The following is a 12,868-nucleotide window of genomic DNA, read 5'->3' as shown; positions in this document are numbered from 1 at the left end:
TATTTTTTCTTTACAAATATGCAATTTTTATACCCTTTCTTTCAAAGTTCAGTTGAGATATACTTTGATTTTAAAACGAGGAGTTAATTTGCCATATATAAAAAAAGAGTTTGAAATAATAAAAGGTAAAAAGATTGAAGATTTTTTGCAAACTTTAAATCTTGATTTAAAACTAACTCTATCTTTACTTGAAAAAGGCAAAATAAGTGACGAAAATAACAATCGTTTACAAAAAAATCAAATCTTAAAATCAAACTATATTTATATAACTATTTTTGAACCTCTCTCATATGGTTTAAAACCAATATTTGAAACTTTTCATTTTGCTATTTTTGATAAACCAAGTGGGGTAACTGTTCATCCTTTAACTCATCAACTAAACCTATATACTCTTTTAGATGAGATTAGATTTTATTTAGGAGAAAAAGCTTCTTTAGTTCATAGAATTGATACAGAAACATCAGGATTAGTATTAGTTGCTAAAAATGCTTTTAGTGATATGTTTTTAAAAGCTATGTTTGAAGAAAAAGAGTACATAAAAAAATATAAAGCTATTGTTTTTGGAAAAATAGATAAACCTATAAAAATAGACACACCAATCACAAATGATACTGGCTTAATAAAACTAAAAATGAAAACTGATATAAACGGCAAAAACTCAACAACTTTGATAACTCCTATATCTTATGATGAAAATAAAAATCAAACTCTAGTTGAAGCTATTCCAATAACTGGAAGACAACATCAAATAAGAGTTCATTTAGACTCTATTGGTCACTCTATAATTGGAGATACACTTTATGGAGTAGATATAGATTTTGCAAATGATTTTTTAAATAAAAAGATTTCAAATGAAAAAAGAGAAGAAGTTACAAAAGCAAAAAGATTGATGTTACAAGCAGATTATTTAGAGTTTAAATTTTTGGATATTATTTATAAATTCTCTTCCAAACAAGTAATTAAATAATTTAGCAATTATTTCACAATTTTCAATTAAATTTCCACAATTTTTTCACATCACTAAAAGGGTATCTTTTGTTATTTAACTCATATGAATTTGTTTTTTTATTTTTACCTATTACATTTTTCATATATTTTTATTTAAACTCCAAAAGACTTGTTACTCTTAGTAAAATCTTTTTAGTTGTTGCTTCTTTAGTTTTTTATTCTTGGTGGAATGCAATATATCTTCCTTTGATTTTAGGAAGTATGGTTTTTAACTTTTTAGTAGGACAAAAATTAGGTAAAAAGAACTCAAAATTTATGCTAACTTTTGGGATAGTTGGAAATGTAGCACTTTTAGGATATTTTAAATATGCTGATTTTTTTATAGAAAATTTTAACTGGGTTTTAAATAAAGATATAAATTTACTACATTTAGCTCTTCCTTTAGCTATTAGTTATTTTACTTTCCAACAAATAGCTTTTTTAGTTGATAGTTATAGAGGTGAAACAAAAGAGTATAACTTTTTAAATTATTCACTATTTATTACTTTTTTCCCACAATTACTAATGGGACCAATTATGCACCATAAAGAGATTATTCCACAATTTCAAACGCACTGGAAGTCTTTTATAAAATGGGAAAATGTCTCTTTAGGATTATTTATCTTTGCTATTGGTTTAGCTAAAAAAACTTTGATTGGTGATCCACTAACTGATTATGCACAATATGCTTTTGATAATGCACAAAAACTATCAATGATTGAAGCTTGGTATGCTTCAACATCTTATGTTTTATCTTACTATTTTGACCTTTCTGGATATGCTGATATGGCTATTGGACTTGGAAAAATGTTTAATATAGATATTCCTAAAAACTTCAATAGCCCATATAAAGCAAGAAATTTTGCTGATTATTGGAAAAGATGGCATATTACACTTTCAAGATTTTTAGGAGATTATATTTACAAAAGTTTAGGTGGAAATAAAACAATAGTTTGGGTTATGTACTTAAATATTATGATTACATTTTTTGTATCTGGTTTTTGGCATGGAGCTGGTTGGACTTTTATAGTTTGGGGATTATTAAATGGTATTTTTGTAGTTATGGCTCATATGATGAAAAGAGCAAATTTACAAATGAACTATTATGTTGCATGGAGTTTGATGTTTTTTGGACTTATATTAACAAGAATTTTATTCGTATCAAATGATTTTGGTGATGCTTGGTATGTAACTACAACTCTATTTGATATTTCAAATCTTAGATTTTCAAATTTATTTTATATAGATGCTTATTTACAAAGTTTTTATATAGTTTTAGCACTATTTTTAGCACTTGCTTGTAAAAATAGTATGGAAATTTCTGAAAATTTCAAACCAAATTTCAAATATCTTTTTTATACAGTAATTCTTTTAACAGCTTCATTGTTTACTTTTTCAAGTTCTAAAGAATTTTTATATTTCCAATTTTAAGGCTAAAAAATGAAAAAACAATATAAAATTTATTTACTATTATCTATCATTTTAACACTTTTTCTTTTTTCACTTGGAATAGCAATAAGATATATAATTGATCCCGTGGGAGTAAATAATAAGTTCAATCTAGGTCTGTACAAAGATGTTGCTCTTGCATATAGAACACAAAAATTTGTTGAACTTAATAAAATAAAACCTAATACTATAATGCTTGGAGGAAGTAGAGTTCACTACTTAAATCCAAAAGATTTAGAAAAATATACTCATGATAAAGTTTATAATTTAGGACTTAGTTATTCAACTTTAGAAGAACAATATTATTTTTTAAAATACTCTTTAGAAAATTTTGACATAAAAAATGTAATTATTGGAATAAATCTTTATACTTTTAGTGAAGTTTTAGAAGACAATTCAAATAGTGATTTTGATAAAGATATTTTTACTAATAAATTCAATTTTTATCAACAAATAAAACACTATTTGGAAGTTCCTCTTTTCAAATATTTAAAATTTGCTTATAACAATACATTTACAGAACCTTTTTATGTAGATGGAGCAATAACAAAATATCATCAAGATATTGTATTAAAAGGAAAATCTTGGGAACAAAGAAAAAACAACTCTTATAATGGATACATTGAAAAATATCGAGATTATTTAGAATGGGGAGAAACTAATCTAGAATATTTCAAAAAAATGATTCAGTTATGCAAAGATTACAACGTTAATCTAAAAGTTTTTACAACAGCTATTCATACTTCACAATTAGATATATTAAAAGATTTAAATAAAATGGATATTTATTATAAATGGAAAGATGAAATTGCAAAAATCACACCTTATTGGGATTTTATGTATGATAATAGTGTTACAAGAAATGATGATAATTTTATTGATACTTCTCATATAAAACAAGAATTTGGGAAATTGTATTTTGCTAAACTTTTTGATGATACATCTGTAGATGTTCCAAAAGATTTTGGAGTTTATGTAGATAAAAAATAATTCCAATCTAAAAAGATTGGAATTATCTCTATTTTGCTATTTTATCAACCCAAGCACTAACAGGAGTTACAAGTTTTTGTAAAACCCAACTAAGAATGATAAATACTACTAACCAAGCTGTTACAGCTGCCCAAGAAGGTAAATAATCAAAGAATATATCATATCTTCCTATTAATGGCCAGTGAATTAAATAAACTTCAAATGAATAAACTCCATAAATTGCCAAAAATTTATTATCAAGTTTTTTAAGAGAAAAGATTACTATAAATGCCAACATTATTACTAAAGAAGTAAATTGTTCAACATAAAAACCTTTTCCTAAAATTGAAGTTAAAATTGGCCAATGATTTGCTGTTGTGTGTAAAGACATATAAACAACAATTGCAAACATCAAAGCAATAACTAAATATCTCATAATCCCTGTTGAGCTATTTCTAAACTCTTTAATATATTTTACAAGTTTATTTTCTTTGTCTTTTGTTTCCATCAATAACCAAGCTGCAACAATTCCCATAGGAAACGCTAAAGTATGTAATCTATGAAGCCAATTGTCTCCTAAGTTAAAAGGATTATATGTACCAATTAAAGTAGCAATAACTGCTAATATTAAAGCACTTAACCAAGGTCTTTTTACACTAAATACTATTGGAAAAAGTGCATAAAACATAATCATCCAAGTAATATACCAAAATGGTGAGTTTACATCTCCAAAACCTAAAGCAGTTGGAAACCATCCTAAAAATGATTGAACCATATAAGGAAGAGGATAATAGATTTTTAAGAAAATAGCATCAGCTGCAAAAATAATAATCAAAGTAATCCAAAATGGAATAAAAACTTTGATTAATCTTCTTTTATAAAAATCTAAAACAGGCATTGGTCTTTTTAACATTCCAACACTTAAACCATAACCTGACATAAAAAGAAATAAATCTACTCCAACTCCTGCAATAATTGAAAGTGGAAAAAGAAATTCTGGATTCGTAACTTTCATATAAGCAAAATGTGCAAATACAACCGTTAAAATTCCTAATCCTTTTAATTCTTGTGTAACAGAAATAGGAAAAACATCCGTATGTTGAGACTTCTTAAATGTAAGAAATAAAACCGTTAATAAAACAGCAATAACTATATTTGTTGATAATGCAACATTATCAGTAAGCGTAATAGGCATTAAACCTCCAGATTTCTAAGATAATTTCTTAAAAAATAACTTAATTTCCTTGTGAGGATAATCAAATTTAATTCTTCAATTGGGCGACATAATACCTTAAAATCCATTATTAAGCACTTATATAAAAGTCATTTATTTAATTATATGCTTGTTTTATCTATTTCTAATTTACTTCTAATTTTTTTTTGTGAAAAGAAGTTTTTGATGTTCTTAAAAAAGCTACTAAATCACTATCCATACTTAATAAATGATAATTAAACCAATAAGGAAGTTTTTCTAAATAGTATGATTTTAAAATATTCATACCAAATATACTTGAAGATTTATCAATAAAAAATTCCAACTCTGCAATAACTTTGTTATGTTCATTTTTATGTTCTGTACTTCTTGGATATTTGTATCTATTCATTAAAGTTTCTTCTTTTCTGAAATGATTTCTTGTATGCACAAGTAATGCAATTGCTTTTGATTTTATACTCTCATTTGAATTAATATCTACACTATTATAAATATCAATAAACTCCATATGTAAAGTATCAATTAACTCATTGTTTAGAAGATGATTCTCTTTTTTTAATAACTTTAATACTCTCATTAGTTCCTCCTACTTTGGAAACTAATAATGCAATTTGTATTCCTTAAAGTTATTTTCTCTTTGAATAAATCCAAGATAAAAAAGTTAAAACTACATAAAGAAACACTATAAAAAACATTTGTTCCATTTCAACTTGAAACTCGTAGAAAATTATTAATATTGTACTTGCCAACAATAAAACAATTGCTAAAATTGTAATAAAAAAAGAAGAATCTGTTTTATCTCTTATTTTGAAATTTGCAATTGCCATAAGCAAAGATACAATCAAAAAGGTAACACTTCCAAACTCTAATATCAATTTTAATGAACCACTTAAAATCAAACAAAAAGCTAAAAAACTCATCATCAAAATAGAGTTTGTTGGAATATTATATATATTTCTTTTTTCTAAAAATTTTGGGAAGAATCCATCTTTTGCAACAATTGACATTTGTCTTGAAGCACCAAAGAGAGTACCACTTATTGCACTACTTGTAGCAAGTAAAGCTCCAATAATTACCAAATCATTTCCCCAATGTCCTAAAACTTTATTAGCTCCTGAAGCTAAAGCATACTCTTTATTTGCAATAATATCATCAAATGATATTGCTAAAATTGCCCCAAAAGAAATAACTACATAAAGTAAAATGGCTAATGCAATTGCACTATAAATAGCAATTGGAATGTTTTTTTGTGGATTATCCATCTCATTTACAGCATTTATAACTAATTGAAAACCTTCATATGCCACAAAAGTAATTGAAGCAACGATTAAAATAGCTGAAAATTCTACATCTTTACTTTCATTTAATAAATTTGGAATAGTTGTATTACTATGGTTAATTAATACAAAAGATATGATAATCAAAATAACCAATTTTGTATAAACCATCAAATCTTCAATTTTTCCCATACCTTTTACACTCCAAAGATTTATAAGTGTAAAAACAAAGATTACAACTCCTGCAACTAATTTTCTAATAATCTCATCATTTGCATAAGAAAAACTACTAAGAGCATAAGAAGAAAAAGTATATGCATATAAAGAAAGTGTACTTATATATCCAAAAATAACCCACCAACCAATCAATGAAGCGGCAAAAGCTGAATTTGGAAAGGTTCTTTTAAAAAAAGAGTATGTTGCTCCTTCATCTTGATAATAAACTCCTAATTTTATATATGAATATGCAGCTAATGCGGCAACTATTCCTCCTAAAATAATAGCAAACGGAGTATATGCTCCAATCATAGAGACAGAAATTCCTAAAATTGTAAAAATTCCTCCACCTACCATTCCACCTAATGCAATTGCAATTAATTCTGGAATTCCTAAGGTTTTATCTCTTTTTCTATGAATGTCATCCATCACTTTTCCTTATAAAAACAAAATCGAAGTTCAGATAGTATAATAATTCTGATTTAAAAGATTATAAAAAAAGGTAATTTAGTGAAATTTGAAAAACTCATACATGGAAAATTAATAAAAAGATACAAAAGATTTTTAGCTGATATTATTTTAGAAAATGGTGAAATGATAACTGCTCATGTACCAAATAGTGGAGCAATGACTAGCTGTATAGAAGATAATTGTGATGTTTGGGTAAGTTTTCACGATGACCCAAAAAGAAAATTAAAATATACATTGGAACTCACAAAAATAAATGAAAATATAATTTGTACAAATACAGGTGTTGCAAATAAAATAGCAATTGAAGCTGTAAAAGAAGGAACAATAAAAGAACTTCAAGGATATAACTCTTTAAAACCTGAACAAAAATATGGTCAAAATAGTAGAATTGATATTTTGCTTGAAAATGAAAAACAAAAATGTTATGTTGAAATCAAAAGTGTAAGTTTAAAAATAGATAACTATTTAGCCTTTCCAGATGCTGTAACTTCAAGAGGAACTAAACATCTAAAAGAACTTGAAGATATGGTAAAACTTGGTCATCGAGCTGTAATGTTATACATCATTCAAAGAGATGATGAATTACCTTTTAGATTAGCTTGCGAAATTGATAAAAAATATTGTGAAACTTTTAAAGAAGTGACCCAAAACGGTGTTGAAGTTTTAGTCTATCAATCAGCAATAAATCTTGATGAAATTTTTGTAAAAAAAGCTTCAAATATATCTTCATTTTGATACAATTGCAAAAATATTATTAGGATTATATTGAACTTAAAACAAATAAGCATTGCAATATATGCAACATACTTAACAAACAAATTTGGTTTTAAATTAAAAAGAGCCAAAACATCACAAGAAAAGAGAAAATTAAGATTAGAATATTCTCAAATACTTCTATCAAAACTAAATATTAATATAAAAGTTTTAAATGAAGAAAATCTTCCTAAAGAAGGTCAATATTTGTTAGTAGCAAATCATAGAAGTATAATTGACCCACTTATTATTGAAATTGCACTAAAAGATTCTCCAATTCATGGTTTTTGGGTTTCTAAAAAAGAGTTATATAACTCTTTTTTCTTTGGCTCTTTTACTAAAAATGCAGATTCAATCCTATTAGATAGAGAATCAGCAAATATGTCATCTTTTTTTAAAGATACAAAAAAAGTTATTCAAGAAGGTAATTCTATATTTATTTTTCCAGAAGGAACAAGAAATAAAACAGATAATCAAATCAGTAGTTTTAAAGAAGGAGCAAAATTAATTGCTTTAAAAAATAAAATTAATATTTTACCAGTTTATATAAAAACTCATGCAAATGAAGTTTTAAAAGAGGCAATAAATAAAAGAAGTAAAAATTTAAATATAGAGATAGAAATTGGAGAAATTATTGATTATAAAGATAAAACTTCATTAGAAGAATCATATAAAAAACAATTTCATATCAATTAATTTCCATCCATTTTTTTATATTTATAGCAAATTCAAAGGGAACTTCTAAAGGTATATTATGACTTGTTCCCTCTCGTGAAATTACAGTTATATTATGTTTTGTTTTCAGAATTTTTTCTATTGCTTGTTTATTTAAAAGCCTATCATTTAGACTATAAAACATCCAAATTGGAATATCTAAATGAGTTAAATCTTCAAATAAATCTTTTCTATAAAAAGTTGAAGTTAATTGAGAAATAAATTTTTCTTTTCCCAAATCATGAAACATATCCATAATAGTTTGAATTAAATCTTTATCATTTTTATTTTGTTCTTCAACTAAAGATAAAGCTTTTTCATAAGTCAAACCAAAACCTTCTTTTTCAATGATTGTAAATTTTTCTTTTCTTCTTTCAATTTCAGCTTCATTTGTAGCACCAGGAGTTGAAGCAACCATAAAAAGTTTTTTTACTCTATTTGGATAAGTTATTGTAAAATATGAAGCAATATATCCACCTAAAGAAAATCCTAAAAGATTTATTTTTTCTTCTACAAAAGTACCATATAAAATATCTATTATTTCATCAAAATCTGAACTCTCAGGTATTGGAATATGTATTATTTCGTACTCTTTTTCTAAAAAAGGAATAACTCTTTTCCATAATCTTTCATCTGTCATAAGCCCTGGAATAAAATATATTTTCTCTTTCATTACTTACCAATATCAATTAAATTTATAAAAATTGTACAAAAAAATCACTTAATCAGAATATGTAACTTATTCTGATTTTTTAATAAAAATAAGTTTTTCTTATTTATAGTAAATTAAGTTTACTTATATAATAATCTCAAATAAAAAATATTATAGGAAATTAATTATGAATAAATTTGATAAAATTAGAGCTTTTTGTAGACCATTTAGAATAGTTTTAGGTATTGTATTAATTGCAATTGGATACTTTACAGGGATTGCTTGGTTCTATTTAGGAATTATTCCTTTAGTTGTAGGAATTATTGACTTTTGTCCTGTTTGTATTATTTCTAAAAAATGTACACCAAAAACAAAATCATAAAAAAAGGGAAGATTTAAAATCTTCCCTTTTTCATTTTAGTTTTAAAATAATTATATATCATCTTTAAGGAAATTCAAAATAATCATTCCATAAAATTTACCATCTTTATAAAATTCAACTCTATATTTTGTTTTCCCATTATCAACTGAATAATTATCTAAAATATCAGATTTTTTAACTAAAATATCATCTTCACTTTCAACACCAGTTTTACTAAATCCAATAATATTAACCCTAAAATCTGTTTTTAAAATTTTAAAATTTTCTTTAATATTTACTTCTTCAGCAAATTTTGTATTTATAATTTTTCCATCAACTTCTATTTTTATATCTTTTTTATACTCTGCAATAGGAAAAATTTGAGGATAAAAATCAGATACTTTTAAATTTCCAATATAGATTTCATATCGATTATCTATAAATTTAGTATCTGCTAAAATATGTTCAAACTTAAAATCATTTTTATCATTTTTTAAAGGTACAAATCTTGTCGTTTTCTTAATATCACTTAAATCAAAAATCATATTATTATTAATTCTTACTTTTCCAAAATCAAAAAGTTTTTTACTTACCTCTTCATAGTTATTTACATCAAAATCTCTTTCAAATTCAATGTTCATTACTTTCATAAATTCTTCAATTGATTTTAATTGATATATAACTTTATGAGCTAAATCTGTAATATTTTTACTTGTTTCTATAGCAAATGCTGGTTTATTGTGAGTAACAGCAAAAAAAGTTAAAGATAATTGCATTTGTTCATCTTTAAACTTTGTTTCTGTATTTTTAACTCCAAAAGAATGAAAATCTTGAAACAATTTATCATTATTTAAAGCATTATTCACTTTTGTGGCAATTTCATCAAGATTTCCAAACTTTTCAAGACCATTTATTTTTTCTTGGTCTATTATAGTTGCTTGTCCCCAAGCATTTGGATTAAAAATTGCATTCTCATAATTTTTTCTAAAAAAACCATGACCATCATGCAAATTTAAAACTAAATCAACTTTTTTATCTAAAATAATTTTTTTTATCTTGTTTACAACTAAATAATCAGGATCATCTTTTTCTATAATACTAAACTTTCTATTCATATCATTGTAAAGACCTCTTTTATTAGCAATGATACTATCTGCATTTATATTTGGAACTATCCAAACATTACCTTTTTTTATTTTGTAATGTTTCTCCAAAAAAGCAGGTGCAAAATATCCTCCTGGTTCATCGCCGTGAATCCCTCCAATAATTAAAAGTGTATTACCTTTTATATTCCCTTCTTTTTTGTATAGAGTAAAATCCTTATTTGCAGCAAAAAGTGGAATAAAAAAAATAACACATATAACAATAAATCTCATGATTCTCCTAATTTTTAATTGATTTTTCTTAAATAAAAGTGGTCGCTAATCATATCATACAGCTATTTAGAATAGCGTTAAAAGTATAAAAACACTTGTTATTTTATTTCAATAGGAAGTAAAGAAAGAAAATTCAAAGCCTCAGGAAGAGAAAATGAAGCTTTTGTCAAATCATTTTGTTTTGGGTCAATTAAATAGTTTTTTGATGTTACAAAATTTGCTTTTTTTAGATTGTTTTTTATAAAAGATGATAATTGTAAATCACAATTATCAAAAAGAGATTTTTCCATATTACACTCTTCAAAACCACTATCTTTTATAAGAGAATCTATAAATTTTATTTGTCTTAAATCCATAAGATGAAATGAGTTTTGAGAAAGATTGCAAGAGCTGAAAGTAACATCAAATGGTTCATCACAACTACTCCATGAAATACCAATTAATTTACAGTTTTCAAATGAAACATCGTTGAAAGTAGAAGCTTTTAAAACAGCAAGTGATAAATCACAATTTACAAATCTACACTCTGTAAATTTGCATTTATAAATAACTGCTTTTGAAAAATTACACTTTACAAAAGTGCAATTATCAAAATATATAGAGTCTAACTCTTTTTCTTCTAAATCTATAAACTCTTCTTCCCAATAATCATTTGTTTTAAACATTTTTCTCTTTTTATATATTTACTTTGATGATTTTTTGCTAACTAAAATGCCACCAATAACTATAAGAACAATACCTAAAAAAGTATATAAATCAGGTAATGAATCTCCAAGAATCACTCCAAATCCAATAGCAAAAGGAATATTAGAATAACTAACAACTCCGATGATACTAGCACGACTAATACTATAAGCTCTTGTTAAAAACCATTGAGAAGCAGTTGAAATAATCGCCATAAAAACTATCAAAGCCCAAATAAAAATATCTGTATGTATTTTAAAATGTACATATGGTGTAAATAAAAACAATCCTAAAGGAATGAGAACTCCAACTGTCATAAATGAAAGCATAATAACTCTTGCATCATAAATATCTTTTATCTTTTTAATAGTGGCATAAGCACAAGCTGCAAAAAAACCACCCAAGACTCCAAAAATATGTTCAATAGATATTTCAACTCCAAACGGTTTCATAATAAAAATAATTCCAATAAACCCAATAATAAGAGCAAAAAATATACGTAGAGTTATACTTTCTTTCATCAAATAGTATGCAAGAATAGTTACAAAAAAAGGTGATGTTTTATTTAATACAACTGCCTCTCCCAATGGAATAGTTGCTATTGTATAAAAAAATAAAACCATAGCAAGTGCGCCAAAAACTCCCCTTAGAAAAAGTAGATGAAGTTTTGATGTATCAATTGAAACAGAAAATTTTTTAAAACTATAAAGTACAATTAAAACACCTATTAAGTTTCTGTAAAAAACTATCTCTATTGCATCCATACTTTGAGATAAATATTTAGCAACAGCACCATTAAGTGCACCAATTAGTGCACTCAAAAGCATAAATAAAACACCTTTATCTATGGTGTTTAGTTTTAATAAATTTTTCATTTTTGCAAATAGTGTAGTTGAAAAAATTCAGGCATCATTTTCATTACAAAAGGGTATTGTTCTAAAATTTTATCCATTACATCATATACCACTGTTGCATCTTCAGAAGCATATTTAATCTGTCCAGAACTTAACTCTTTATTTTCCCAATTTGATCTTGACATATTTTTTGATTTCTGTAATTTTTTATTCAAAATTATTGAAGCAGCTTTTTTAGCCCCGATTTGATTTTTTGATGATAATTTTTTAAATATATCTTCTAAATCAATCATTGATTTTACTCTTAGATTAAATTGTTTAAAAAGTGCTTCATTATCACCTTTTAATCCCGTTCCAATTTTTATTATTTTATCATCTTCCAAAAAATTTATAAGTGGTTTTAGATTTTTGATTTGTTTAATTTGAATAAGAAAACACTTATCTTTTGTAGCTAATTGAATAAGACAAACACCATTATCTGCTTGACCCTTTTTAAAAGTTGGTTTTTGTTCACTGTCAAAACCAATAAAAGGAGTTAATTGGATTGAGTTCATTACATTTTCTAATTGTTCAGAAGTATTAACAACCTCTATTGTTCTATTACCTATTGTATAAGAAACTTGTAAATCACTATCAAGTGAATTATCCATTAAATTAAAAAGTTTTATCATTGATTTCAAAGAAGTAGAACCATTTTCTAAAATATTTTTTAAAACATTTTCTACTTTATTTTCTAAATCATCTTCACAATAATTTCGAATTAGATTTAATCTATTTTCATTAGAGATTACATTTATTATTTTGATTTTAAGCTCCTAATTAATACAAGCATTTTTAAAAAAGTATTGTAACATAAAGAGCTTAGACACTTATATTGCTTCTAACTTTTAAT

At 25.1% G+C, this 12,868-nt stretch carries 14 protein-coding genes; 6 read left to right on the top strand and 8 right to left on the bottom strand.

The window, feature by feature from the left end:
* Positions 1-88: 88 nt before the first annotated feature.
* The 3 genes from ABLL_RS05985 to ABLL_RS05975 all read left to right on the top strand — a co-directional run bounded on the left by ABLL_RS05985 (position 89) and on the right by ABLL_RS05975 (position 3,426).
* Positions 89-967 carry an RluA family pseudouridine synthase gene (locus ABLL_RS05985; RefSeq protein WP_014473883.1) on the top strand — a complete coding sequence of 293 codons (879 nt, stop codon included), beginning with the start codon at positions 89-91 and terminating at the stop codon, positions 965-967.
* Positions 968-1,035: 68 nt separating this feature from the next.
* Positions 1,036-2,418 carry an MBOAT family protein gene (locus ABLL_RS05980; protein WP_014473882.1) on the top strand — a complete coding sequence of 461 codons (1,383 nt, stop codon included), beginning with the start codon at positions 1,036-1,038 and terminating at the stop codon, positions 2,416-2,418.
* A gap of 9 nt (positions 2,419-2,427) precedes the next feature.
* Positions 2,428-3,426, top strand: coding sequence for a hypothetical protein (locus ABLL_RS05975; protein ID WP_041654724.1), 999 nt, complete (start codon positions 2,428-2,430; stop codon positions 3,424-3,426).
* A 28-nt stretch (positions 3,427-3,454) separates the two neighbouring features.
* Here the strand turns inward: ABLL_RS05975 and ABLL_RS05970 are convergent, their stop codons facing one another.
* The 3 genes from ABLL_RS05970 to ABLL_RS05960 all read right to left on the bottom strand — a co-directional run bounded on the left by ABLL_RS05970 (position 3,455) and on the right by ABLL_RS05960 (position 6,540).
* The gene (locus ABLL_RS05970; RefSeq protein WP_014473880.1) at positions 3,455-4,600 is read right to left on the bottom strand and encodes an acyltransferase; all 1,146 of its coding nucleotides are present in this window, start codon (positions 4,598-4,600) and stop codon (positions 3,455-3,457) included.
* A gap of 163 nt (positions 4,601-4,763) precedes the next feature.
* Positions 4,764-5,195 (bottom strand): bacteriohemerythrin, encoded by a 432-nt coding sequence (locus ABLL_RS05965; protein WP_014473879.1) that lies wholly within the window; start codon positions 5,193-5,195, stop codon positions 4,764-4,766.
* 49 nt (positions 5,196-5,244) lie between these two features.
* Positions 5,245-6,540 (bottom strand): APC family permease, encoded by a 1,296-nt coding sequence (locus ABLL_RS05960; RefSeq protein ID WP_014473878.1) that lies wholly within the window; start codon positions 6,538-6,540, stop codon positions 5,245-5,247.
* A gap of 81 nt (positions 6,541-6,621) precedes the next feature.
* On the opposite strand from ABLL_RS05960, the gene sfsA reads away from it, so the two are divergent.
* Both sfsA and ABLL_RS05950 read left to right on the top strand, forming a co-directional pair.
* On the top strand, positions 6,622-7,317 hold the full coding sequence (sfsA, locus tag ABLL_RS05955; RefSeq protein ID WP_014473877.1) for a DNA/RNA nuclease SfsA: 696 nt from the start codon (positions 6,622-6,624) through the stop codon (positions 7,315-7,317).
* A 30-nt stretch (positions 7,318-7,347) separates the two neighbouring features.
* On the top strand, positions 7,348-8,031 hold the full coding sequence (locus tag ABLL_RS05950) for a lysophospholipid acyltransferase family protein (protein ID WP_014473876.1): 684 nt from the start codon (positions 7,348-7,350) through the stop codon (positions 8,029-8,031).
* Here the strand turns inward: ABLL_RS05950 and ABLL_RS05945 are convergent.
* On the bottom strand, positions 8,024-8,722 hold the full coding sequence (locus ABLL_RS05945; RefSeq protein ID WP_014473875.1) for an alpha/beta fold hydrolase: 699 nt from the start codon (positions 8,720-8,722) through the stop codon (positions 8,024-8,026). The two genes, ABLL_RS05950 and ABLL_RS05945, sit on opposite strands and share 8 nt — an antisense overlap.
* 166 nt (positions 8,723-8,888) lie before the next feature.
* Between ABLL_RS05945 and ABLL_RS05940 the strand changes: the two genes are divergently transcribed.
* Positions 8,889-9,083 (top strand): YgaP-like transmembrane domain, encoded by a 195-nt coding sequence (locus ABLL_RS05940; RefSeq protein WP_014473874.1) that lies wholly within the window; start codon positions 8,889-8,891, stop codon positions 9,081-9,083.
* Positions 9,084-9,133: 50 nt separating this feature from the next.
* On the opposite strand, the gene ABLL_RS05935 is transcribed toward ABLL_RS05940, so the two are convergent.
* From ABLL_RS05935 to ABLL_RS05920, 4 genes are all read right to left on the bottom strand, one after another.
* Positions 9,134-10,438 carry a M99 family carboxypeptidase catalytic domain-containing protein gene (locus ABLL_RS05935; RefSeq protein WP_014473873.1) on the bottom strand — a complete coding sequence of 435 codons (1,305 nt, stop codon included), beginning with the start codon at positions 10,436-10,438 and terminating at the stop codon, positions 9,134-9,136.
* Between the two features lie 98 nt (positions 10,439-10,536).
* Positions 10,537-11,103 carry a pentapeptide repeat-containing protein gene (locus ABLL_RS05930; RefSeq protein ID WP_014473872.1) on the bottom strand — a complete coding sequence of 189 codons (567 nt, stop codon included), beginning with the start codon at positions 11,101-11,103 and terminating at the stop codon, positions 10,537-10,539.
* 18 nt (positions 11,104-11,121) lie between these two features.
* Entirely contained in the window at positions 11,122-11,997 is an 876-nt protein-coding gene (locus ABLL_RS05925) for a DMT family transporter (RefSeq protein WP_041654722.1), read from the bottom strand.
* The gene (locus ABLL_RS05920) at positions 11,994-12,647 is read right to left on the bottom strand and encodes a 3'-5' exonuclease (RefSeq protein ID WP_258239370.1); all 654 of its coding nucleotides are present in this window, start codon (positions 12,645-12,647) and stop codon (positions 11,994-11,996) included. Before ABLL_RS05920 ends, ABLL_RS05925 begins: the two co-directional genes overlap by 4 nt.
* Positions 12,648-12,868: the final 221 nt, after the last annotated feature.

The sequence above is a fragment of the Arcobacter sp. L genome, from assembly GCF_000284235.1.
GTDB classification, from domain to species: Bacteria; Campylobacterota; Campylobacteria; order Campylobacterales; family Arcobacteraceae; genus Aliarcobacter; species Aliarcobacter defluvii.
The sequence above is the reverse complement of the archived record's forward strand: the minus strand, read 5'-3'. Positions and strand labels throughout refer to the sequence as shown.

Excerpts from the sequence above, each read along its gene's own strand:
- ABLL_RS05940 (WP_014473874.1), top strand. The coding sequence starts at position 8,889 with ATGAATAAATTTGATAAAATTAGAGCTTTTTGTAGACCATTTAGAATA.
- ABLL_RS05945 (WP_014473875.1), bottom strand. The coding sequence starts at position 8,722 with ATGAAAGAGAAAATATATTTTATTCCAGGGCTTATGACAGATGAAAGA.
- ABLL_RS05965 (WP_014473879.1), bottom strand. The coding sequence starts at position 5,195 with ATGAGAGTATTAAAGTTATTAAAAAAAGAGAATCATCTTCTAAACAAT.
- ABLL_RS05935 (WP_014473873.1), bottom strand. The coding sequence starts at position 10,438 with ATGAGATTTATTGTTATATGTGTTATTTTTTTTATTCCACTTTTTGCT.
- ABLL_RS05975 (WP_041654724.1), top strand. The coding sequence starts at position 2,428 with ATGAAAAAACAATATAAAATTTATTTACTATTATCTATCATTTTAACA.
- ABLL_RS05970 (WP_014473880.1), bottom strand. The coding sequence starts at position 4,600 with ATGCCTATTACGCTTACTGATAATGTTGCATTATCAACAAATATAGTT.
- ABLL_RS05930 (WP_014473872.1), bottom strand. The coding sequence starts at position 11,103 with ATGTTTAAAACAAATGATTATTGGGAAGAAGAGTTTATAGATTTAGAA.
- ABLL_RS05960 (WP_014473878.1), bottom strand. The coding sequence starts at position 6,540 with ATGGATGACATTCATAGAAAAAGAGATAAAACCTTAGGAATTCCAGAA.
- ABLL_RS05920 (WP_258239370.1), bottom strand. The coding sequence starts at position 12,647 with ATGATAAAACTTTTTAATTTAATGGATAATTCACTTGATAGTGATTTA.
- ABLL_RS05925 (WP_041654722.1), bottom strand. The coding sequence starts at position 11,997 with ATGAAAAATTTATTAAAACTAAACACCATAGATAAAGGTGTTTTATTT.